Genomic DNA, 21,645 nt, shown 5'->3' on the forward strand with positions numbered 1-21,645 from the left:
TCCCGAACAATTGTAAAGCATTAGCACGTGACAATTATGAGGCAAATGCGCCGCTTCCTGTGATAAAATGTTACGATAGAGGATATGTCCGTGAAGGCTGGAGGGAAGTATAGATGGACGTTCACAATAACCTGATCAAGGAGCAGGAGCGAATCGCCGCAATGGAAGGCATTCGGCATAAGCTTGCGCTGCTGCCGGATCAGTCCGGCTGTTACCTGATGAAGAACAGCGAAGGTACGATCATATACGTAGGCAAGGCGAAGGTGCTGAAGAATCGTGTCAGGTCTTACTTCAATGGCAGTCATAACGGCAAGACACAGCGTCTTGTCTCAGAGATTCGTGACTTCGACTATATAATAACGAGCAGCAATATGGAAGCTCTTATCCTTGAATGCAATCTCATTAAGCAATATCATCCGCGTTACAATGTACTGCTGAAGGACGACAAGTCCTTCCCCTATATTAAGATAACGAACGAGAAGCATCCTAAGCTCGAGGTCACTCGCCGCATCATTAAGGACAAGGCGAAGTACTTCGGCCCTTATCCGAATGCCTATGCTGCGCAGGAGACGAAGAAGCTGCTCGATCGGCTCTACCCGCTGCGCAAGTGCAAGACACTGCCGGATAAGGTGTGCTTGTATTATCATATCGGGCAATGCATTGCCCCTTGCGTGTACGAGATTGAGAATCAGACGTATGAAGCGATGATTAGTGAGATCGCCAAGTTCCTGAACGGCGGGCATGATGCTGTGAAGGCGGAGCTGCAGCGCAAGATGGAAGGCGCTGCTGAGCAGCTCGAGTTCGAGCGGGCGAAGGAATACCGAGATCAGATCGTGGCGATTGACGCGGTTATGGAGAAGCAGAAGATTACGATGTCGGACAGCTTGGACCGCGATATCTTCGGCTATGCCGTTGATAAGGGCTGGATGTGTGTTCAGATTCTGTATATGCGCCAGGGCAAGCTCATTGAGCGCCATGGTACGTCCTTCCCTTATTATGGTGAAAAATACGATGACTTCATGACGTTCGTAACCCAGTATTACAGCGACAATCCAGCGTTGCCGAAGCAGATTCTGCTGCCGCTGCCGCCTGAGCAGGAGGAAGGTATCCAGGAGGTTGAAGGACTGGAGTCTGGGCAGCCTGAGGAGGCAGGACAGGGGTCTACGAGGGCAGATGATGTCATGACGACGCTTAACAAGTGGCTGAAGGTGAAGGTGCTCATGCCGCAGCGCGGGCGCAAGAGCGAGGTCGTGACGATGGCGACGGACAACGCGAAGATGATGCTGGAGGAGAAGTTCCGGCTGATCGAACGGGATGAAGAGCGAAGCGTGAAGGCCGCAGATGGACTTGCCGCCCTGCTCGGTCTGCCTGAGGTGCGCCGCATCGAGGCGTTCGACAACTCGAATATACAAGGAACGAATCCTGTCTCGGCCATGGTCGTCTTCACGGACGGCAAGCCGGATCGGAAGGAATATCGCAAGTATAATATTAAGACGGTCTATGGACCTGATGATTACAATACGATGCGTGAGGTGATTCGGCGGCGCTATGAACGGGTGCTGAAGGAAGGGCTGCCGCTGCCCGATCTAATCGTCGTAGACGGAGGCAAGGGTCAGCTGTCGGCAGCCATTGATATCCTTGAGAATGAGCTCGGTCTGTCGGTTCCGGTGTGCGGCATCGTGAAGGACGCGAAGCATAAGACGGCCCAGCTCATGCAGGGTGACCCGCCAGAGGTCGTGCCTCTGCCGCGCGACAGCCAGGAGTTCTATCTGCTGCAGCGCATTCAGGATGAGGTTCACCGGTTCGCGATTACGTTCCACCGCGAGCAGAGGGGCAAGTCGATGGTCGCTTCCCAGCTCGACTCCATCCCGGGCATCGGCGAGAAGCGGCGCAAGGCGCTGCTGAAGCACTTCGGCTCGCTGAAGAAGATTCGTGAAGCATCGGCCCAGGACTTCAAGCCGCTGTCGATCGGAGAGAAGCTGGCTGAACAGATTCTGCAGTCGCTTAGAGAACAGTCATAGGCAGGTCTCTCGTATGGCATACCAAAAAGCTCTGATTCGGGGTCATTCCACCCGAAACAGAGCTTTTTGTGAAATGAATAAGAGAGCTAGGCTGTCTGTGTGGTACCCTTCTTGGATCGCCAGTTCTTCATGACCCATGCGATGGGAACCGGAAGCACGAGGTAGAAGATGGCCGCAGCCACATTGGCCGCAGTCCCCATGAAGAGCAGCGAGGCAGCCATCAGGATGCTGTCCAGTATGGCGTGTGTGAATACGGCTGTGATGAATCCATATCGCAGGAACAGCCACGAGAAGACGAGACCAAGGATAACGAGCTCAATTAATCTGGTGGTTGATGGGAAGATCGGGTATGCAACATGTCCGAGCGCCCAGATCACTGACGGAATGAGAGCGGCAATCCACGGATTGCGCAGCCACTTGCGCAGCAGGCCGATGCCGAATAACCGATAGATGCTCTCCTCGGAGATTGCAGCGCACCAAGCAAGCAAGGGCATGAGCCAAGGGAGAGCCATGTTGTATGGCGATTGCGTAGCATCGCTCGTTGACCAAGCTCCTGTCACGAGCTGCAGCACGATCAGGATAATGGACTGCATGCCCAGCAGAATAATGGCGAACAGATAGGATAGCTTCATGCTCTGCCACACATGGTCCCCATAGCCGGGCTCGCCGAAGCGTGGCCACAATCGCTGTCCCGCAGCCCGCCATAGTCCATCTCCAGCGACGAGGGAGAAGTAGACTGCAGCACCGAATACAACGGTTGTAAGCACCGTGACGAACATCATGATGGCCATATACAGATCAGGATTAGTGCTCTCTCCAAGGGTGGAGCGCAGGCCGTCCGCCATGTTGAAGTTGTTCGCAATATAAAAGGCGAGGAAGAAGCCCGTGAGCAGCAGACCGCGCTGGAATGAAGTATGCTTACGGTACAAGATGGCATAGATGACAGCGAACAGGAACAGCACCCCTGTCATGACGAGGTAGCCCCAGACAGACAACAGATTCGCAATCGACTTCTGTTCCTCGACATAGGACACATAGTCGGAAGGAGCAACGAAGGCCGGCTTGTACTCCGTAACGAGCGGATCACCGCCAGTGGCCGAGGAAGCCGTACGGACCTTAATCTCTAGAGCAGCTTCGCCGATTCGATACCCAGCCGGGTACAGCATAATTGTGCCGTTATTCTGAACCTCGCTGCGCTTCAGCTCCTCTGCCCGGAAGCCTTGCTGGACGGCAAGCTCCTTGGCTGCCTTAAGGGCAGCGCTGCCTGTCAGCGGATTCCCTTCACCCTTAGGCTCCAGCAAGTGCCATGCGACGACTGTGCCGGTCTCCATATGGACATAGATATACCCGATGCCGCCGTCCTTCAGCTTCGATTCGACCTGATAGACATCGGTAGGGAATTGCTTGTCATATTGCTCGCTGTAATCACTTAGCAGCTTCTCCTTCGTTAAGTATCCATACACCATACTCTCGGATTGGTGAATCGTCTCCAGCTTCTCTGCTTCTTCATGCAGATTTTCCTGAATGAAGGCCGAGGCAGCCATCTCAGCCTCACCTTCGGTAATCAGCTTGGACGAAGCCGTTGATAGCGAGGGATCCGCAGCCTGCGGAACAATCTGAACAAGTATGAAAATAATAAAAGCAATCAGTCCGGCTATCCTGTACTTTTTCCACTCATCGGCCTGTATCGGCTGAAGCATGCGACCACCTCTGTTTTAATTTACGCTTAACATAACATAGTTTTTCATTCCTGATCCAATGAATCCGATGAAAAGAAGAGCATTGTTTTCATAAAAGCGAGAAATAACGACGTGAGGGGAGACAACCTCCTATAACTTCAAGTGTATGCCCGAATATGCACAAATTCCCCTTCATTTTATGATTCACACGATTTTGAACTAACCGCCAATAAGGATTATAATCGTTAACGTTACAACCAATTGAATAGCACAGCCGAATTTCCTAAGGAAAACGGGGGAACCATACTGTTGTTAGCAGCCAAGCATGGCCGCAGCAACATGGGGTGAATTTCGACAGGATCATATGAACCTGCTGAATAGGGCTGCCTTTCCAGGCCCGAATCCGTCAGCTAACCTCGCAGGCTGTATGGAACAGGACTCATCGCTTTAGCACTTGAGCATCCAGTGCTATTTTTTTGTGCTCTTTTTTGCCTACACATGACTACCGATAACCGATAACCGATGAGGAGATTGTACATATGAAGATGAACCTGAAGGTGCTGACATGGTCACCGCCGCGAATCCTGGTAACGGGCTTCGCCATCATTATCCTGCTTGGAGGGTTGCTGCTCTCCATGCCATTCGCCACTGCGAATGGGGAGGGAGTTCGGTACCTTGATGCGGTATTCACGGCTACCTCTGCGACCTGTGTAACAGGGCTCGTAGTCGTAGACACTGGGACGTTCTGGTCCATACCAGGCCAGATTATTATTATTACGCTCATTCAGATCGGCGGTCTCGGATTCATGACGATGGCCACCCTGATTGCTCTGGCGCTTCGCAAGAGAATCTCCCTCAAGGAGCGTCTTATCCTACAAGAGGCGATGAACCAGAGCAGCATGGAGGGCATTGTTAGGCTGATTCGCAAAGTCATATTTTACTCGCTGGCGATTGAACTAGCTGGAGCTATTTTGTTCACGATTCGCTTCGCTTATGACATGCCGCTGGACAGAGCAGTAGGCTTCGGATTTTTCCATGCTGTCTCCTTCTTCAATAATGCGGGCTTCGATCTATTCGGAGAGTATAGAAGCTTGACGATGTACGTTGGCGATCCGTTAGTTAATATCGTCTCCATGCTGCTAATTATTCTTGGTGGACTAGGGTTCATTGTTATGTCGGATCTGCTGGAGTTCCGGACGAAGAAGAAGCTGTCGCTGCACAGCAAGGTCGTCCTGACGATGACAGGTTCCTTAATTGCAATCGGAGCTCTCGTCATCTTCATCTTCGAATTCTCCAATGCCAATACACTGGGGTCCTTGAATTGGGGAGAGAAGATACTCGCTTCCTTCTTCCAATCGGTTACACCGCGTACAGCCGGAGCGAATACTCTGGACTTCACCGTGCTGAGACAAGCGACGCTCTTCTTCACCATCATCCTCATGTTCATCGGCGCTTCACCAGGCTCGACAGGCGGAGGGATTAAGACGACGACGTTCATGACACTGATCGGAGCTGTCATCGCTATGATTCGAGGCAAGGAGGATATCGTGCTGTTCCGTTACCGTCTAGGCAAGGACCGCATCTTCAAGGCGTTGACGATTACGATGCTGTCCCTCGCGCTCGTACTGTTCGTGACGATGATCTTGTCGACCACGGAGGATAAGGAGTTCATTAAGATTCTGTTCGAGACGACGTCTGCATTCGGCACAGTGGGGCTGTCTGCAGGAGTAACTCCTTATCTATCTGACGTAGGAAGAGTTATAATTGCGCTCACGATGTTCGCTGGACGACTCGGGCCCCTGACGCTTGCCTATGCGCTTGGTCCTAAGACGGAGAAGGAGCTATACCGGCATCCAGAAGGTAAAATTACAATTGGTTAGGAGCTTATATAGCTATGATTAAAGGTCATCAATTCGTTATCGTTGGACTGGGACGGTTCGGCTCAAGCTTGGGCAAGGAACTGGTCGAGCTTGGCTATGAGGTGCTTGGCATCGACCGGGATGAAGAGATTGTCCAAGAGATGAGCGAGGTGCTTACCTACACGGTATGTGCAGATGCAACGGATGAGGAATCGCTGCGTTCGCTGGGTGTCCGCAACTTCGACTGCGGTGTCGTCTCTATCGGCGATGATATTCAAGCAAGCATACTGACAACTATCCTGCTTAAGGATCTTGGTGTGAAGAAGGTTGTGGCTAAGGCCATCAGCGAGCTTCACGGGCGTGTGCTAGAGAAGCTTGGCGTCGACCGGGTCGTCTATCCCGAGCGGGATATGGGCATTCGTGTCGCTCATCAGCTCGTGTCGCCGAATCTGCTGGATTATATTGAGCTGTCTAAGGATTATACGATTGCAGAGCTTGCTGTTCCCAAGTGTCTCGATGGCAAGTCCCTGCATGATATTAACCCGCGGGCGCGCTACGGCTGCAGCATCGTGGCCATTAATAAGGCGAGCGGCATCATTATTGCTCCAACTGCGGAAGATATGCTCTCTGAGCGTGATGTGATGGTCGTCATTGGGACGAACGAACAGATTGAAGAGTTCGAAGAGGCTGTCATTCGTTAAGAGAGGATCGTGGTCATCAAGTGGTTACAGAAGCAACCCCGGTTATTCATCATATGGTACTGCTGTTCTTGCTTGTTCTGTGCTTCGGCATGCTGTCCGGAAGAATAGCGGCATGGCTGCGCCTGCCAGATGTAGCGCTGTTCATCGTCATGGGGATGGTGCTTGGGCAAGGACTTCACTTAATTAATGAGGGCAGCGCTTCAGTCGTGAATCAACTGGTGCTCACTGTAGGCTCGGTCCTCATTCTGTTCGATGGAGGCCGTAATATTAGTCTGCGAGGACTGCAGAAGGTGAAGTGGACGATATCGCTGCTTAGTGTCCCAGGTGTGCTGATTACTATAGCGGTAACAGGTGCGGCTATTCACTATCTGTTCGGAATAGAGTGGCTCTATGCGCTGCTCGCAGGCTCGGTCATCGCTTCAACCGATCCTGCTTCAATCATCCCGGTATTCCGTCAGGTTACGATACGGAAGAAGGTGAGGGAGACAGTAGAGAGTGAATCTGCCTTCAATGATGCAACGGGCTCCATTATTACCTTCGCTCTGCTCGCCGCGGTAACTGGTGAGTCGGCTCTTGAAGCGGGGCCCCTGCTGTGGGAGTTCGTGAGGACAGCTGCAGGAGGAATCTTGCTTGGAGCGGCCGTCGGAGTGCTTATCGTGCTGCTGGCTGTCCATCCGAAGCTTGGTATTCTTAAGGAGTATACGACCATCGCTATGGTCGTAACAGCTCTTGGAGCGTATCTCTTAGGTGACTATATTCATGTCAGCGGGTTCATGGCTACGTTCGTAGCGGGGCTTGTATGGGGCAATCCAGCCATTGTGAAGCTTAATCTTGAGGCACGGGAGCAGGAGCTCGTTCACTTCTCCGACAATATGACCGTTATTATGCGCATGCTTATCTTCGTTCTGCTCGGCAGTCAGGCCGATCTTGCACTCATGCTGGAGTACGGATTGCAGAGCCTTGCTGTCGTGCTGCTGTTCATGTTCGTTGCTCGCCCGCTCACCGTGCTTGCGAGTGCCCTTCCCGACAGAGCGGCGAAGTGGACAGGGCGAGAGCTGTTGTTCATGATGTGGGTAAGGGAGACGGGGGTCATTCCTGCGGCTCTATCCGGCATCATTATCGGAATGGGTGTGAAGCATGCGGACATTATCGCCTCAATCACTCTCATGGCCATACTGATGACCATATTGGTCCAGGCCAGTACAACCGCATGGGTCGCGAAGCGGCTAGGAATGGATGCAGAAGCTTAATATGGGAGAATAATAAGGACAGCGGCCTGCTGAAGAACCTAGAGGCAGCTGTCCTTGTCTATGTGTAGCCGCCCGATAGGAATCGTGGAAGCTCTTCCAGCCATCTTCGTACGACGGGGCCTGCTGAAGCTGAATCAGCATGAATGAGAGAGGTTGTCCGCTTCGTCTCCTCCAGCTCGGCCAGAGGGATGACGGCAAGATCATTATCATCCAGCAGCTGCGTCCTCAAGTACGACTTCGGAAGCAGAGTAGCCGCCCGGCATGTGTGTAGCAGTCGCAGGATGGCCTCGAAGGAGTCAATCTCCATTCGAACATCTGGCTGCAGCTCATACTTGTGGAACAGCTCGTCCGTCAATATCCGATACCAGGTCCCCTTGGAGAATAGAATCATAGGCATATCGTTCAGATCCTGAATAGTCAGCTTGCCTCGATCGGTCACGACTTGATTCCGAGGCAGCACCAGGAGCAGATGGTCCTCGAACAAGGGGACACAAGTGAGCTGCGTATCTTCAATCATCGACGCCACAATGCCAATGTCCGCCTTGCGGTCGCGTACGAGCGTAACGATCTCATGCGTCTTGCCTGTTATCGCCTTAATGTCGAACTCAGGATGAGCCGCCGTCAGAGACTGAATGAAGTCTGGCAGCGTCGTCTGAAGAGTAGTCAGGCTCGCGCCAATCGTCAGCGGTGTTCGGCCGGACTCCTTGTGTTCGCTGACCGCAGTAATATAACGGCGATGCAGCTTACGCAGCTCCAGGGCATAATCGTAAGTAATCTGCCCGACACGGGTCAGCTCCAGTCTCTTGCCGATTCTGCGGAACAGCTGAGCGCCGAGCTCTTCTTCCAGCTTCGCTATTTTACGGGACAGGGCGGGCTGTGACAGATTCAGTACAGCGGATGCCTTGTTCATACTGGACTGCTCCACAATCGCAGCGAATACTTGCATTTCCTCAAGCATGGGCAGATCTCCTTATATAATAGAAGAGTGAGAATCATAATCAACTAATGCTTATGTGAATTCGTTATAACAATCTATAAAAAATAAGCAATTCCATTATAAGATGAAAAGGAGTAGGATGTGAAGTGTGGCTAACTTGTGTCGACATTTGTTGACGAGGATTCGGGCTGGGGGTACAATGATTGATGGTTTGTTCATGGCTTGTCTTATAAGCGATTACACAGTGTTGAAAGGAGAACGAGAGCAGTATGAAAGGAAATTCGTATTATTCGAGGAAGCTTCATTCCCTCTTGGGAGTCATCCCGCTCGGCTTGTTCATCGTTGAACACGGCCTCACCAATTACATGGCATTCGAAGGCGGACCGGAGGGCTTCGATTCCGGAGTTAAGCTGCTGAACAGCCTTCCGCTCGTATGGGTGCTGGAGCTGTTCCTCATCTTCCTTCCGTTGTTATTCCACGGAATCTATGGGCTATACGTAGCCTACCAGTCCAACGTGAACACCGGGCAGTTCAAGTACGGCCGCAACTGGGCGTTCATGTGGCAGCGGATATCAGGCGTCATTACCTTCATCTTCGTGTTCTGGCATGTATACCAGACTCGCTGGCAGGTAGCGATTGGCAATGTGTCCCATGAAGAGCTAGGCTCTCATATGCACGAGATTGCGACGAATCCATTCTACTTCATCCTCTACATCATTGGAGTTATTGCTGCTGTATTCCACTTCAGCAACGGCATGTGGGCCTTCCTGGTCTCATGGGGCATTACCGTTGGACCTCGCGCGCAGAAGATCTCATCCTACATCTGGATGGGCGTGTTCGTTCTAGTTGCGGCGCTGTTCCTGCTGTCACTGGTTGCCTTCCGCGGAGATGAGTTCAAGGAAGCGGCAGCCGCAGCCTTGGCATGGTCGAACATAGGTTAGTACGAGTACAAGGAGCGATACGTAATGGCTAAGAATAAAATTATCGTAGTTGGCGGCGGGCTCGCCGGCTTGATGGCTACTATTAAGGCAGCAGAGGCAGGCGTCCACGTGGATCTGTTCTCCCTCGTGCCTGTGAAGCGTTCCCACTCCGTATGCGCGCAGGGCGGCATTAACGGAGCGGTGAATACGAAGGGGGAAGGCGATTCCCCTTGGGAGCACTTCGATGACACCGTATACGGCGGGGACTTCCTGGCGAACCAGCCACCCGTTAAGGCGATGTGCGAAGCAGCACCAGGCATTATTCACTTGATGGACCGGATGGGCGTTATGTTCAACCGTACACCGGAAGGCTTGCTTGACTTCCGCCGCTTCGGCGGCACGAAGTACCATAGAACGGCATTCGCCGGAGCAACGACAGGGCAGCAGCTCCTGTATGCGCTCGATGAGCAAGTACGCCGCTGGGAAGCTGCTGGTCTCGTAACGAAGTACGAGCACTTCGAGTTCCTTGGCGCTGTGCTCGACGATGACGGCATCTGCCGCGGCGTATCGGCACAAGACCTTCGCAGCATGGAGATTCATACGGTTTCTGCAGATGCGGTTATTTTGGCATCGGGCGGTCCTGGCATTATTTTCGGTAAGACGACGAACTCGGTTATTAATACAGGTACAGCTGCAAGCGCGGTGTATCAGCAGGGTGTGCACTACGCGAACGGCGAATTCATCCAGATTCACCCGACCGCTATCCCAGGGGATGACAAGCTTCGTCTCATGTCGGAATCAGCGCGCGGTGAAGGCGGCCGTATCTGGACATATAAGGATGGCAAGCCATGGTACTTCCTAGAAGAGAAGTATCCGGCTTACGGCAATCTCGTGCCTCGTGACATCGCGACTCGTGAGATCTTCAGCGTCTGTGTAGACGACAAGCTGGGCATCAACGGTGAGAACATGGTCTACCTCGACCTGTCGCATAAGGATCCGAAGGAGCTGGATGTGAAGCTCGGCGGCATCATCGAGATCTATGAGAAGTTCATGGGCGACGATCCACGTAAGATTCCGATGAAGATCTTCCCAGCTGTTCATTACTCCATGGGCGGTATGTGGGTTGACTACAACCAGATGACGAACATTCCTGGTCTATTCGCAGCAGGCGAGTGCGAGTATCAGTACCATGGCGCTAACCGTCTAGGTGCGAACTCCTTGCTCTCCGCCATCTACGGCGGTATGGTAGCAGGGCCTAAGGCTGTTGAATATATCAGAGGGTTGAAGAAGTCTGCTGAGGACATCTCTTCGGCTGTCTATGATCGTGAGAAGAAGCGTCAGACGGACAAGTATGAGGGTATCATCCACATGAACGGCACGGAGAATGCTTATGTTATTCATAAGGAACTCGGCGAATGGATGACGAACAACATGACGGTCGTGCGCTTCAATGACAAGCTGGAAGCAACCATTGGCAAGATTAAGGAACTCAAGCAGCGCTACCAGAACATTAATATTAATGACTCTGCTCGCTGGAACAATGCGAGCGTGGCGTTCACTCGTCAGCTGTGGAACATGATTGAGCTGTCCGAAGCGATGACGCTGGGTGCTCTGATGCGTAATGAGAGCCGCGGCGCTCACTACAAGCCGGAGTTCACAGAGCGTAACGATGAGGAGTTCATGAAGACGACGAAGGCGACTTGGACGCCGGAAGGACCTCAGATCTCCTACGAGGATATCGATGTCTCCCTGATTGCTCCGCGTAAGCGTGACTATACGACAGACAAGAAGAAAGGAGACTAACGACTATGGCTAATTCTGCAACAGCAACAGCAGCCAGTACGGTTGCCAAGACGGTCAAGTTCGTCATCACTCGGCAGGATTCACCGGAATCAGCCCCTTACACAGAAGAGTTCGAGATTCCGTACCGTGCGAATATGAACGTCATCGGCGGACTGATGGAGATTCAGCGTAATCCAACGAAGTCCGATGGGGCGAATACGGCTCCCGTCTGCTGGGAATCGAACTGCTTAGAGGAAGTGTGCGGCGCATGCTCCATGGTCATTAACGGCAAGCCTCGCCAAGCGTGCAGCGCGCTCGTTGACAAGCTGGAGCAGCCGATTCGCCTTGAGCCGATGACGACCTTCCCAGTCGTGCGCGACCTTGTCATTAATCGTGAGCGGATGTTCAACGCCCTGAAGCGTGTTAAGGCGTGGATTCCGATTGACGGCACCTATGACCTGGGTCCTGGACCTCGGATGGCGGAGACCAAGCGTCAGTGGGCGTACGAGCTGTCCAAGTGTATGACTTGCGGTGTCTGCCTGGAATCCTGTCCTAACGTTAACGACCGGAACAGCTTCATCGGTCCGGCAGCTGTCTCCCAGGTTCGCTTGTTCAACGCTCACCCTACAGGTGAGATGAACAAGGAAGAGCGTCTGGACGCCTTGATGGACGACGGCGGCATTGAAGGCTGCGGCAACTCGCAGAACTGTGTCCGCGCTTGCCCGAAGGGCATTCCGCTGACTACCTCAATTGCGGCTCTTAACAAGGATACAACCAAGCACCTGTTCAAGAAGTGGCTTGGCATGTAAGACGGAATATGTGACGTATTGGGAACGACCAGGCTTTAGGCCTGGTCGTTTTTTTAGTTTTATGAGATGTATTCTCGCTCACTGAGGATGTTCTCAAGCATGACAAGCATAACAAGCATGACAAGCATGAGTGTATACATGTAATAAGTGGGGGACAAATAGTCTGACACAATAGGGGAGATGGACCGTGGGGTAAGGTTCACAGTAACTGTTACAACCCAACCCCACCCCACCCAACCCAACCCAACCCAACCCAACCCAACCCAACCCAACCCAACCCAACCCAACCCAACCCAACCCAACCCAACCCAACCCAACCCAACCCAACCCAACCCAACCCAACCCAACCCAACAATTGATATTACCATTTAGCGCAATGCTTTTAGCGCTCGTAAGGTACAGGAGCAGAAGACTACCTATTCTATATAGCGAGTTGGAGGGGATAGTAGTAATATTGGGATTCTGAATATGTCATGGGCACATCCGGATCTGGGTGTCAGCCAACGAGATGCAAAAATGCACCATATTGGCCCGACAACAGCTCGCTGGAAGCCAACGAGGTGCAAAAATGCACCATATTGGCCCGACAAGAGCTCGCTGGAAGCCAACGGGGTGCAAAAATGCACCATATTGGCCCGACAGCAGCTCGCTGGAAGCCAACGGGGTGCAAAAATGCACCATATTGTCCAGGCTGCAGCTCGCTGGAAGCCAACGGGGTGCAAAAATGCACCATATTGTCCAGGCTGCAGCTCGCTGGAAGCCAACGGGGTGCAAAAAATGCACCATATTGGCCCCCAGTGCGGGGCGCCTTACCCATTATGGTGCATTTCTGCACCATATCACCATCGCACAGCCTTGCTGGGCAATCAATAGGAGCATTTTATGCCAATCGACGCTCGAGCACCCTCGCTGGGCAATCAATAGGAGCATTTTATGCCCTATCGACGCTCGCACCCCTCGCTGGGCAATCAATAGGAGCATTTTATGCCCTATTGACCCTCGCCCACCCTAGCTGGGCAATCAATAGGAGCATTTTATGCCCTATCGACGCTCGCCCACCCTCGCTGGGCAATCAATAGGAGCATTGTATACCCTATTGACCCTCGCACAGCCTTGCTGGGCAATCAATAGGAGCATTGTATACCCTATTGACCCTCACACACCTTCGCTAGGTGGCCAGTCGCAGCTCCCTGGACGCCAACGAGATGGGGAAATAAACCATATCGTCTCGGACTCAGTTCAGAGCAAGCCACGAGGTGCATTAATGCACCATAATGGCCCGGCGGTACTGCAACTACATGCCCAACCCACTGCCCGCAACAAAAAAACCTTACCAAGCCACTGGGCCATTGGTAAGGTTTTTTTGTATCTCTGCCTAGCTATATTAATTACATCCAATTCTCGCCCCACAGCTGTATGGATTCGATGATAGGCTGCAGGTCGCGCCCCTTGGCGGTTAATTCATATTCAATCCGGACGGGCATCTCCGGGTATACATGGCGACTGACTATTTCGAGCGTTTCGAGTTCTTTCATGCGATCAGTCAGCATCTTGTCGCTCATCTCAGGAATTTGTTCCTTCATTTCTTTGAATCGTTTGGGCCCTCCGAGCAGGACGCGGATAATTCGGCCTGTCCACTTCTTGCCTAGAATATCGGCCGCTGCTTCATACTTCGGGCACATGGTTGAATAGTCCAACTGTATCACCCCGCTTCTGTGTATACCTATTGTAACATATGTACTTAGTTAAGGTAAGTGAGTAAGGAGTGGAAAAACAAAAAAAACTTCATAAATATTATTTACTTGACATAAGTAAGTAACTATACTAATATAAAAACAGAAGCAAGGCAAACAAACAATATAGAAGGGTGAGGGTACAAATGGTAGACACAGGGTTGTTAATTATTCGATTAGTAGTGGGGTTGCTGTTCATTGGTCATGGCGCACAGAAGCTGTTCGGTTGGTTCGGCGGTTACGGAGTGAAGGGTACAGGGGGCTGGTTCGAATCCATTGGAATGAAGCCAGGGGTATTCATGGCTCTATCCGCTGGATTGACAGAGGTATTAGGAGGAATATTATTCGCAGCAGGACTATGGACCTGGGTTGGGGCGGTACTTATCATTATTCCTATGCTGATTGCGATTGTTAAAGTACACGGAGCGAATGGCCTGTGGGTTACTCAAAACGGATACGAATATAATCTGGTTCTCATAGCTGCGGCACTGGGAGTGGCTCTCATCGGAGCAGGGGAATTCTCACTGGATGCTTGGTTATTCTAAAAAATAACCCAATGAATAATCACTCAGGAACGAGTGAAGCGGAAGGAGACGTTGCCTTATGATAACCATCTATCCTGCACATGAACGGTACTCTGCGAATCACGGCTGGCTGCGGTCTAACTTCAGCTTCAGCTTCGCGGACTACTATGATGCTAGCAATATGAGCTTCGGACCGATGCGAGTGCTGAACGATGATTGGATTGCACAAGAGACGGGCTTCGGGATGCATCCTCATCGTGAGATGGAGATCGTAACCCTCGTCTTAAGCGGTCATCTCGAGCATCAGGACAGCCTCGGCAACGTGGCACAGACGACTTGGGGCGGCATACAGCGCATGTCAGCTGGAACAGGCATCATGCATTCGGAATATAATCGATCCAACGATGAGCCGTTAGAGCTGCTGCAGATGTGGTTCACACCTAATCAGACAGGACTACAGCCTTCATACGAGACGACCGCCTTCGACACGGACGCTCTGAGGAACAATCTGACGCTAGTCGTAAGCGGTGCAGAGGGCGATACTAATCACCCTTCTGTTGCGAGCATTGCTCAAGATATGAGCATCTATCTATCGGAGCCTGAAGCCGGCCATAGCATAACGTACAGTCAGATCGCTGGTCGCAAAATCTTCCTCTTCGTGCTCGAAGGTTCCGTGAGCATAGAGCATACCGTGCTGAACCGAAGAGACTCGGCGCGCATAGAAGGTGAAGCGAGCATGACAGTGAAGGCCGAGGAGAGCTCTCGGTTCATGCTCATCGACTTGCCATAAACCGCACCAAATAAACAGGACTTCTTGCCATTCCGGCTACAGCCGAATGACAAGAAGTCCTGTTATCGTTAAGCCAAAGGCTGTCCACTGCATCATCGTCAGCCTCTCACGGTATACAACAATAGCTCCAATCGCAACTACCAAGGAGTTCGTAGCGAATATCGGAGCAGCTAAGTTAGAGGGTCCGCTTGCAAGCGCCAGCGCATAGAGCTGAAGTCCCCCGTAGGAGAACAGCCCTGCGAGCAAGCCGTAGCGCCACCCGATTCGCTGGGCTGAGGGCGAGGCTTGCTTCCCCTTGACACGTCCTGTGTCTATGAACCAGAGCAGAGATAGAGCGTAGGCAATCATTAAGATTGGAGCGCTTGGCATTCCGAGCTCTTCGGTCACCTTGAGCCCTCCATTGCGCAGGGCGAACAATACGATTGCCGCACCAACATACACATACCAGCGCTTCTCGCCAACCGAGACGGGCTCTCTGCCCTTATACGAGATGAAGACTACGGCTAGCAGCAGCAAGATGATGCCAATCGCTTCCTGCAGACTGAGCTCTTCTCCGTAATACCAGGTTCCAAGGGCGACAACTAATATAATGTTCATATTCGTAAGCGGAGAAGTCAGGGAGGCTGGTCCATAATCAAGTGCCTTCATGAAGAGCGCATTGCCCCAGGCGGAGCCTGCACCTATTATTACGCCAGCCAGCCATACTTCAGGTGTACCAAGCACAGACAGTGATCCTTCGAGCCAAGCATGAACGGCGAATCCAGCGGTTCCGGCCGCATACAATCCGAAGAGCAGCCTCGCGGTTGTTCCGCCTCTCATCTGGCTTACCTTCATCCACCAGCCGGCTAGTCCGAATAGAATAGCGCTGCCGACGGCAGTTACAAGCCACATGCAATAGTCATCCCCTTAGGCAGGTTAAGCGGGTCGTCATTTGTTACACAAATGAAATAGTCCTGTTATCGTCTCATCACATTGATGGGCTATTATAATAACCAAGACCCCCTTTTAATATATCTCTTGGGACCCGCGACGGTGCGGGTCCACTTTTTTTGTCTTCTTTTTGCCCCGAGGGCCGCCTATCTATAACGCAACAACAACCCGCTGACGCTTCCGGAAGTAGATCCAATCCTTGAAGCCGATCTCCTTCAGACGTTCTCGCACAAGCTCCCAATCATCCCCGACGCGGGAAGGCACGTGAGAATCTGACCCGAACGTTACCGCAACCCCGTAATGAAGCGCTCGCTCGAGGATCTCATCCGAAGGGTACCAGCCGCCGACCGTCTTCGTCTTGCCGGACGTATTAATCTCAATGGCGATCTGCTCCTCGGCAATGACCTGCAGCGTCTCATCGATGGCGGAATGGGCGGGAATATCGGAGAAGGCAGGATAATACCCCTTCATCGCATCAATATGACCAAGCACATCGAACATGCGGCTGCGGGCCGACTGCTTGATAAGATCGTAATACTCGAGCTTATGCGCCAGATGCTGCTCCTCATTAAGATCCTTCCATCGATTCCGGTTGAAAATACTAACGCCGCCCGACAAATGCACGGAGCCGATAATATAATCGAACGGAACGGGGGCGTAGGCCTCTCTATACACCTCCGCATACTCCGGGAAGAAGTCGGACTCGATGCCTAGCAACACTTCGATTCGGCCCTCATACTTCTGCTTTAGCCGCAGCACTTCCTCCACATAATTAGCGAAGTCGCTCCGTGCCATAGCAATACCTGGCTGGGGCTGGTCATCCGGAGAACCGAAGTACGGGGAATGATCGGATATTCCGATCGCTCCAAGTCCCGCATCAATCGCAGCTAACACATACTCTTCAATATCCCCGTCGGCATGACCGCATCTGACATGATGGGTGTGCAGGTCGAACTTCATAGTCACATTCCTCCCGTTATCAATCGCTTGCTTCTATTCGCTGCTGATGAACTGATCCTGCGGCATTCCCTTCAGATCGCTTAAGAATTGCTGCATGGCGGTGCTCAGATATCGGCCAGACTTGTATACGACTCCGACAGGATGGCTAATCTCCAGCTCATTCACCTTAATCATCTTGAGTGTTCCTAGCCGAAGCTCATTGGCAATGGACAGCTTGGAGACGACGGCGGCGCCTAGATTGATCTCGACCATCCGCTTAATCTCTTCACTGCTCGACAGCTCCATGACGATATTGGGCTGGATATTATACTTGCGGAAGATCTGGTCGACGTACTTCCTGCCTAACGTATCCGGGGCGAGCATAATAATCGGAATGTCGCGCAGCGCCTCCACCTTCGTATGCTTAAGATGGCTCATTGGGTGATGAGGGGAGACGACCAATTCGAAGGTGTCATAGTACAGTACGGATGAGTCCACATTCGGATTGCGTTCCGTTAAGTATGTAATCCCAATATCAACATTCCCATTCTCCACAGCTGTCATAACCTGGGAAGATGGCATGGAATGTATGGTCGTCTTAATGAGCGGGAATTGATTCTGGAAGTAAGACAGCACCCGCGGGAGAATCTGAATCGCGATGGAGGAGGTCGTACCTAGCACAATATGGCCTTGCGGAGTCTGGCTGAGGTCGGACAGCTTCTGCTTCAGCTCCTCGACGATCGTCAGCATACGCTGCGCGTGCTCGAGGAATACTTGGCCATGATCCGTCAGCGTGACGGGTTGATTCCTATCAATTAACAGTGTCTTGAACTCATCCTCGAGACTCTTGATCTGGGCCGATACAGCAGGCTGCGTCAAGTTAAGCAGCTCGCCCGCCTTACGGAAGCTCATCGTCTTGGATATGGTGAGGAGCGTCTCAAGCTGGCTAATATTCACCCTTTGTTCCCCCTAGCCGGCTGCCCTAATTGCTTAGGCAGCACCATTCCTTATTATAATGGAAACCTTACACTACAGCAAAAAAAGAAGACCGCCCTGTCATCCGTATGACAGCCGCAGCCTTCTTGCTTGGTTATAGCCATTCTTTTTTGCGGAAAATATAAAACATCCCAAAGCCTAGAAGCATCATGAAGGCGAGCAAAATATAGGATCCGCCGCGCAGATGCAAGCCGGGAATGAAGTCGAAGTTCATTCCGTATATTCCGGTAATGAAGGTCAGCGGCATGAAGATGGTAGTCAGCGCGGTGAAAATCCTCATAATCTCATTCGCACGGCTGGCGAGGCTGGATTGATACGCTTCTCGCAAGTTGCCCATGAGGTCGCGATACGTATCGAAGGTCTCGGCAATCTTAACCGCATTCTCATGAATATCGCTGAAGTACTTCTGCAGTTGATCATCGATGAGCTTCAGATCCTTCTTATTCAAGGTGGCGATCACTTCCTTCTGCGGACCAAGCACCTTCCTCAGCCACAGGATCTCACCGCGGAGTCCGATAATCTCGGTCAGATGAGACTTCTTCGTGTGCATGAGAATGTCTTCCTCGAGGCTCTCAATCCGGGCATCAATTCGATCACCGACTAGGAAGTAGTTATCGACCACAATATCTACGAGATGATACAGGAAGTAATCCGGCCGAGAGACTTCCTCCTCCCACAGTACAGGCTTCAGCGATCGGAGCTCGTTGATCTTCTGCCTCGTGACGGTAATAATGTAATGCCTGCCTAGAAAAATGTTAAGAGCGCGTAAGAATATCTCTTCATCATCGAATCTAATACTGTTAATGACGATAAAATAATGGCCTTCGTAGATCTCGATCTTCGGACGCTGATCCTCTTCACTCAAACAATCTTCGACTGCCAGATCATGCATCCCGAACAGAGGCTGCAGCACAGCAAGGTCTTCCACATCGGCATCAATCCAATAGAAGCCTTGTGAGGTTGGAACAAGTGTATCATTGATATCTTCAACAGGGGTAAAGACGCCGTTGTTAACGAGTCGGATCTTCATTGGTAGTTGCTCCCTTCCGTTCCTGCAGGGCTACCTGAACGATCTCTATGAGGGCCTATGCCCGTTCAGCGTTATTAGCTAATGGACATGCCACCCGGCATGGAGTGCATCCGGCAGCCGCTTGCAGTTGTCATATGTTGTGAGGCAGGATACGGCCCATCGCCATCCATGTAGGTAGTCACTCCTTTATTCTTCAGATAATAGCAATTACAATCGGGAATAATCCTTGTCTAGTATACTCCCGCGGCTGTAATACATACAAGCGAAAATATCCGCTTCCAAGGGGTTCCTTCAGCATATGTTCACAACCATCTTGACGCGACCAGCGGAATGCTATAAAGTAAAAAATAATAACGGAATATGATGTTACTTTCTTATCAAGAGCAGGCGGAGGGACCAGCCCGATGAAGCCCGGCAACCGGCGTAAAGCACGGTGCTAATTCTTGCGGAAACCAGATCAGGTTTCTGAGAGATGAGAGAGGCGGATGGCTTTTTTCGACCATGCGGCCCTTTCTCGTGTCAAGAGAATGGGCCTTTTTGCTCATTCTCAAGCCTAACATACCTAACATCTTAAGGAGTGAACCGCATGCCGATCAAAGTACCAGACCATCTGCCGGCCAAGGAAATATTGAATCAAGAGAACATCTTCGTGATGGACGAGAGTATCGCCTATCATCAGGATATTCGGCCGCTTCGAATAGCGATTCTTAACTTAATGCCGACGAAGGAGACGACCGAGACTCAGTTGCTCCGCTTAATCGGGAATACTCCGCTTCAAGTAGAAGTAGTGCTGCTGCATCCGAAGACGCATACGTCCAAGAACACGTCTGCCGACCATCTTGAATCGTTCTACAAGACGTTCGAGGACATCGAGCATGAGTACTATGACGGCCTCATTATTACTGGAGCGCCTGTCGAACAGCTGCCGTTCGAGGAAGTGAACTATTGGGAAGAGCTGCAGCAGATTATGGATTGGAGCAAGCGTCGTGTTACCTCGACCTTCCATATCTGTTGGGCCTCACAGGCTGGCCTGTATCATCACTATGGGGTGCCGAAGTATAATCTGGATGAGAAGATATTCGGCGTGTTCCCGCATACGGCCCTCAAGGCGAATGTGAACTTGCTTCGCGGCTTCGATGAGACCTTCTTCGTGCCACAGTCTAGACATACCGAAGTGAGACGAGAGGATATTGAAGGACATCCCGACTTGGACATCTTGTCAGAGTCACCAGACTCAGGTATCTATATTGTAGCCTCCAAGGATGGCAAGCAGATCTTCGTCACAGGCCATTCCGAATACGATCCGCTGTCCTTGAAGTTCGAGTATGATCGTGATCAAGCGAAGGGGCTTCGGGTGAATAAGCCGATCAATTATTTCCCGGGTGATGATCCAGCCAAGGCGCCTTACTCAACCTGGCGCGCACATGCTAATCTATTGTTCTCTAACTGGTTGAACTATTATGTGTATCAACAGACGCCTTATGAGCTTGGGGCAGGCATATAGCAACCTGTATAATAGAGGTCTTACATGTAATCATATCGGCGGCTCAGCCGCTGCATTCTAAGGGGGATCTGCTACACGATGAGAATTGAGAGTCACTTGGCCCAGATTGGTTCCGTACAAGAGCCTGTTACAGGAGCGGTAAGCTTCCCTGTCTATCAAGCAACGGCGTTCCGCCATCCTAAGCTGGGGGAGAGCACCGGCTTCGACTATGCAAGGACGAAGAGCCCGACACGCTCCGTACTGGAGGAGGCAGCGGCTAGGCTGGAGGCCGGTGATGCCGGCTTCGCTTGCAGCTCAGGGATGGCTGCACTTCAGACGATCTTCGCTTACTTCAGTCAAGGCGATCACCTCATCGTCTCGCTAGATCTATACGGAGGCACTTACCGTCTGCTGGAGAGAATTATGTCCCGGTTCGGGGTGACAGCAACGTATGTCGATACGAATGATATTGATGCTATGTCAGAGGTGCTCCAATCTGGTACGAAGGCTGTTCTGATTGAGACACCGACTAATCCGCTCATGATGATTACGGATGTAGAGAGAGTGTGTGCGTGGGCGAAGTCCAAGGGACTGCTTACGATTGTAGACAACACCCTGCTCACGCCGTTCTTCCAACGCCCGATTGAACTGGGTGCGGACATTGTCATTCACAGCGCTACTAAGTACTTAGGCGGACACAATGATGTGCTGGCAGGGCTGATCGTGACGAAGGGCAAGGAGCTGTCTGAACAGATGGCGATCCTGCACAATTCGATTGGCGCGGTGCTAGGACCGCAGGATTCGTGGCTGCTCATGCGCGGCATGAAGACACTGGCACTTCGGATGGAGCGCCATCAGTATAATGCCACTCGGATGGCCACCTATCTATTGGAGCATGAAGCCATTGAGGAGGTCTATTACCCCGCTCTGCCGCACCACCCTGGACATGACGTGCAGAACCGCCAGTCCTCAGGCAATACCGGAATATTCTCCTTCCGGCTTAAGGATGCGAGATATGTGGAGCCGATTCTTCGCCACATCAAGCTGATTGCCTTTGCAGAGAGCCTCGGCGGTGTAGAGTCTCTAATGACATATCCGGCTGTTCAGACTCATGCCGATATTCCGGAGGAGATTCGCCGCAAGGTTGGAGTAGATGACCGGCTGCTTCGCTTCTCTGTAGGAATTGAACATGCCGATGATCTGATTGCAGATCTAGGACAAGCACTCGAGGCAGCACGCCTTGAACTAGAGGGGGCTTAACT

At 51.8% G+C, this 21,645-nt stretch carries 18 protein-coding genes and 2 riboswitches; of the genes, 11 read left to right on the forward strand and 7 right to left on the reverse strand.

Features of this window, described 5'->3' with window-relative positions:
* Positions 1-113 precede the first annotated feature (113 nt).
* On the forward strand, positions 114-2,021 hold the full coding sequence (gene uvrC / locus ACFO9Q_RS02300; protein ID WP_379178257.1) for an excinuclease ABC subunit UvrC: 1,908 nt from the start codon (positions 114-116) through the stop codon (positions 2,019-2,021).
* An 86-nt stretch (positions 2,022-2,107) separates the two neighbouring features.
* Here uvrC and ACFO9Q_RS02305 read toward each other — a convergent pair whose 3' ends face one another.
* On the reverse strand, positions 2,108-3,721 hold the full coding sequence (locus tag ACFO9Q_RS02305; RefSeq protein ID WP_379178259.1) for a CPBP family intramembrane glutamic endopeptidase: 1,614 nt from the start codon (positions 3,719-3,721) through the stop codon (positions 2,108-2,110).
* Between the two features lie 241 nt (positions 3,722-3,962).
* Positions 3,963-4,140, forward strand: a riboswitch (cyclic di-AMP (ydaO/yuaA leader).
* A 99-nt stretch (positions 4,141-4,239) separates the two neighbouring features.
* Here ACFO9Q_RS02305 and ACFO9Q_RS02310 point away from each other — a divergent pair.
* Genes ACFO9Q_RS02310 through ACFO9Q_RS02320 form a run of 3 tightly spaced genes read left to right on the forward strand, consistent with a single transcriptional unit; the run spans position 4,240 to position 7,510 of the window.
* Positions 4,240-5,580 carry a TrkH family potassium uptake protein gene (locus tag ACFO9Q_RS02310; protein WP_379178261.1) on the forward strand — a complete coding sequence of 447 codons (1,341 nt, stop codon included), beginning with the start codon at positions 4,240-4,242 and terminating at the stop codon, positions 5,578-5,580.
* Between the two features lie 17 nt (positions 5,581-5,597).
* Complete coding sequence (locus tag ACFO9Q_RS02315; protein ID WP_379178393.1) at positions 5,598-6,260, forward strand: potassium channel family protein; 663 nt, start codon at positions 5,598-5,600, stop codon at positions 6,258-6,260.
* 20 nt (positions 6,261-6,280) lie between these two features.
* Complete coding sequence (locus tag ACFO9Q_RS02320; RefSeq protein ID WP_379178263.1) at positions 6,281-7,510, forward strand: cation:proton antiporter; 1,230 nt, start codon at positions 6,281-6,283, stop codon at positions 7,508-7,510.
* A 58-nt stretch (positions 7,511-7,568) separates the two neighbouring features.
* On the opposite strand, the gene ACFO9Q_RS02325 is transcribed toward ACFO9Q_RS02320, so the two are convergent.
* Complete coding sequence (locus ACFO9Q_RS02325) at positions 7,569-8,468, reverse strand: LysR family transcriptional regulator (protein ID WP_379178265.1); 900 nt, start codon at positions 8,466-8,468, stop codon at positions 7,569-7,571.
* A gap of 248 nt (positions 8,469-8,716) precedes the next feature.
* Between ACFO9Q_RS02325 and ACFO9Q_RS02330 the strand changes: the two genes are divergently transcribed.
* Genes ACFO9Q_RS02330 through sdhB form a run of 3 tightly spaced genes read left to right on the forward strand, consistent with a single transcriptional unit; the run spans position 8,717 to position 11,958 of the window.
* Complete coding sequence (locus tag ACFO9Q_RS02330) at positions 8,717-9,388, forward strand: succinate dehydrogenase cytochrome b558 subunit (RefSeq protein ID WP_379178267.1); 672 nt, start codon at positions 8,717-8,719, stop codon at positions 9,386-9,388.
* Between the two features lie 24 nt (positions 9,389-9,412).
* Complete coding sequence (gene sdhA, locus ACFO9Q_RS02335; protein ID WP_379178269.1) at positions 9,413-11,170, forward strand: succinate dehydrogenase flavoprotein subunit; 1,758 nt, start codon at positions 9,413-9,415, stop codon at positions 11,168-11,170.
* A gap of 5 nt (positions 11,171-11,175) precedes the next feature.
* Positions 11,176-11,958, forward strand: a complete 783-nt coding sequence (gene sdhB, locus ACFO9Q_RS02340) for a succinate dehydrogenase iron-sulfur subunit (protein ID WP_379178271.1) — start codon at positions 11,176-11,178, stop codon at positions 11,956-11,958.
* A gap of 1,388 nt (positions 11,959-13,346) precedes the next feature.
* On the opposite strand, the gene ACFO9Q_RS02345 is transcribed toward sdhB, so the two are convergent.
* The gene (locus ACFO9Q_RS02345; protein WP_379178273.1) at positions 13,347-13,655 is read right to left on the reverse strand and encodes a winged helix-turn-helix transcriptional regulator; all 309 of its coding nucleotides are present in this window, start codon (positions 13,653-13,655) and stop codon (positions 13,347-13,349) included.
* Positions 13,656-13,837: 182 nt separating this feature from the next.
* Between ACFO9Q_RS02345 and ACFO9Q_RS02350 the strand changes: the two genes are divergently transcribed.
* Together ACFO9Q_RS02350 and ACFO9Q_RS02355 are read left to right on the forward strand one after the other, a co-directional pair.
* Positions 13,838-14,236 (forward strand): DoxX family protein, encoded by a 399-nt coding sequence (locus ACFO9Q_RS02350; protein WP_379178275.1) that lies wholly within the window; start codon positions 13,838-13,840, stop codon positions 14,234-14,236.
* Between the two features lie 58 nt (positions 14,237-14,294).
* Positions 14,295-15,005 carry a pirin family protein gene (locus ACFO9Q_RS02355; RefSeq protein WP_379178277.1) on the forward strand — a complete coding sequence of 237 codons (711 nt, stop codon included), beginning with the start codon at positions 14,295-14,297 and terminating at the stop codon, positions 15,003-15,005.
* A gap of 36 nt (positions 15,006-15,041) precedes the next feature.
* On the opposite strand, the gene ACFO9Q_RS02360 is transcribed toward ACFO9Q_RS02355, so the two are convergent.
* The 4 genes from ACFO9Q_RS02360 to corA form a co-directional block, all read right to left on the reverse strand.
* Positions 15,042-15,896, reverse strand: coding sequence for an EamA family transporter (locus tag ACFO9Q_RS02360; protein ID WP_379178279.1), 855 nt, complete (start codon positions 15,894-15,896; stop codon positions 15,042-15,044).
* Positions 15,897-16,085: 189 nt separating this feature from the next.
* On the reverse strand, positions 16,086-16,895 hold the full coding sequence (locus ACFO9Q_RS02365; protein WP_379178281.1) for a histidinol-phosphatase: 810 nt from the start codon (positions 16,893-16,895) through the stop codon (positions 16,086-16,088).
* A 33-nt stretch (positions 16,896-16,928) separates the two neighbouring features.
* Positions 16,929-17,831 (reverse strand): LysR family transcriptional regulator, encoded by a 903-nt coding sequence (locus ACFO9Q_RS02370; protein WP_379178283.1) that lies wholly within the window; start codon positions 17,829-17,831, stop codon positions 16,929-16,931.
* A 133-nt stretch (positions 17,832-17,964) separates the two neighbouring features.
* Positions 17,965-18,900, reverse strand: a complete 936-nt coding sequence (gene corA / locus ACFO9Q_RS02375; RefSeq protein ID WP_379178285.1) for a magnesium/cobalt transporter CorA — start codon at positions 18,898-18,900, stop codon at positions 17,965-17,967.
* A 371-nt stretch (positions 18,901-19,271) separates the two neighbouring features.
* A riboswitch (SAM riboswitch) is annotated at positions 19,272-19,379 on the forward strand.
* 107 nt (positions 19,380-19,486) lie between these two features.
* On the opposite strand from corA, the gene metA reads away from it, so the two are divergent.
* Together metA and ACFO9Q_RS02385 are read left to right on the forward strand one after the other, a co-directional pair.
* Positions 19,487-20,404 (forward strand): homoserine O-acetyltransferase MetA, encoded by a 918-nt coding sequence (gene metA / locus ACFO9Q_RS02380; RefSeq protein WP_379178287.1) that lies wholly within the window; start codon positions 19,487-19,489, stop codon positions 20,402-20,404.
* Positions 20,405-20,482: 78 nt separating this feature from the next.
* Complete coding sequence (locus ACFO9Q_RS02385; protein WP_379178289.1) at positions 20,483-21,643, forward strand: PLP-dependent transferase; 1,161 nt, start codon at positions 20,483-20,485, stop codon at positions 21,641-21,643.
* Positions 21,644-21,645: the final 2 nt, after the last annotated feature.

It is taken from the genome of Paenibacillus sp. GCM10023252 (genome assembly GCF_042653305.1).
Lineage (GTDB): Bacteria > Bacillota > Bacilli > Paenibacillales > Paenibacillaceae > Pristimantibacillus.

Coding starts and splice junctions, on each gene's coding strand:
- ACFO9Q_RS02355 (WP_379178277.1), top strand. CDS start 14,295: ATGATAACCATCTATCCTGCACATGAACGGTACTCTGCGAATCACGGC.
- ACFO9Q_RS02385 (WP_379178289.1), top strand. CDS start 20,483: ATGAGAATTGAGAGTCACTTGGCCCAGATTGGTTCCGTACAAGAGCCT.
- ACFO9Q_RS02350 (WP_379178275.1), top strand. CDS start 13,838: ATGGTAGACACAGGGTTGTTAATTATTCGATTAGTAGTGGGGTTGCTG.
- sdhB (WP_379178271.1), top strand. CDS start 11,176: ATGGCTAATTCTGCAACAGCAACAGCAGCCAGTACGGTTGCCAAGACG.
- ACFO9Q_RS02330 (WP_379178267.1), top strand. CDS start 8,717: ATGAAAGGAAATTCGTATTATTCGAGGAAGCTTCATTCCCTCTTGGGA.
- metA (WP_379178287.1), top strand. CDS start 19,487: ATGCCGATCAAAGTACCAGACCATCTGCCGGCCAAGGAAATATTGAAT.
- sdhA (WP_379178269.1), top strand. CDS start 9,413: ATGGCTAAGAATAAAATTATCGTAGTTGGCGGCGGGCTCGCCGGCTTG.
- ACFO9Q_RS02310 (WP_379178261.1), top strand. CDS start 4,240: ATGAAGATGAACCTGAAGGTGCTGACATGGTCACCGCCGCGAATCCTG.
- corA (WP_379178285.1), bottom strand. CDS start 18,900: ATGAAGATCCGACTCGTTAACAACGGCGTCTTTACCCCTGTTGAAGAT.
- uvrC (WP_379178257.1), top strand. CDS start 114: ATGGACGTTCACAATAACCTGATCAAGGAGCAGGAGCGAATCGCCGCA.
- ACFO9Q_RS02365 (WP_379178281.1), bottom strand. CDS start 16,895: ATGAAGTTCGACCTGCACACCCATCATGTCAGATGCGGTCATGCCGAC.
- ACFO9Q_RS02305 (WP_379178259.1), bottom strand. CDS start 3,721: ATGCTTCAGCCGATACAGGCCGATGAGTGGAAAAAGTACAGGATAGCC.
- ACFO9Q_RS02325 (WP_379178265.1), bottom strand. CDS start 8,468: ATGCTTGAGGAAATGCAAGTATTCGCTGCGATTGTGGAGCAGTCCAGT.
- ACFO9Q_RS02360 (WP_379178279.1), bottom strand. CDS start 15,896: ATGTGGCTTGTAACTGCCGTCGGCAGCGCTATTCTATTCGGACTAGCC.